Source organism: Halorubrum sp. SS7 (assembly GCF_005435055.1).
Taxonomy (GTDB): domain Archaea; phylum Halobacteriota; class Halobacteria; order Halobacteriales; family Haloferacaceae; genus Halorubrum; species Halorubrum salinarum.
The window spans coordinates 1-722 of record NZ_SGXV01000193.1; the positions used below are offsets into that span (position 1 = coordinate 1).

Sequence of the window (722 nt, forward strand, 5' to 3'; positions counted from 1 at the left end):
AATCAAGTGCACTCCCTGGGTCGTTTTTCAAAACGCACGACACGACGCCGGCTCGTCTCTTTTCCTACTAGAGGATCGCTCCTCGGTCGTTTCAAGAGACGCCTTGTACGCCCTGTCGCTCGATCGCCAACTGATTTCAGGCCCTATTGCACCGCCCTTTTCGGGGTGCTTTTCAGCGTTCGCTCACGCTACTTGTTCGCTATCGGTCTCGAGGAGTGTTTAGCCTTCTCAGGGGATGCCTGAGATGTTCACAGAGGATATCCGACCCCTGCTACTCTGGATTTGACGCCAACGGTACTGTTCTCTCATACGGGGTTGTCACCCTGTTTCACGCTCCGTTCCAGGAGACTTCTGAGAGAGTGTCGCGTTTTGGTTGTCAACCCGAACACCACATTGGTCCGAAGACCTTCGGTTTGGGCTGTGTCGCGTTTACTCGCGGTTACTGACGACATCGCTGTTGCGTTCTTTTCCTGCCCTTACTGAGATGTTTCAATTCAGGGCGTTCCCTATTGCGCGTGGCAATTGTTGAACGGATTCCGATTGGGAGATCTCGTGTTCTTTCCCTCCATGCGGGTCCCACGAGCTTTTCGCAGCTTGGCACGTCCGTCGTCGGCTCTCGAGCCGAGCCATTCACCAGCTGGCACAGTAGCCAGTAGTGTGTCAGCGAACTCTCGAAGGAGAGTTGCTGACGGTGTCAAGTGACGTAATGTCACCCGACTGTA

Annotated in this window: 1 rRNA gene; it reads right to left on the bottom strand. The window is 54.4% G+C overall.

The features are described from left to right. Positions 1–658: ribosomal RNA gene (locus EXE44_RS20990) — 23S ribosomal RNA — on the bottom strand; the annotation flags it as partial. Between the last annotated feature and the right edge of the window lie 64 nt (positions 659–722).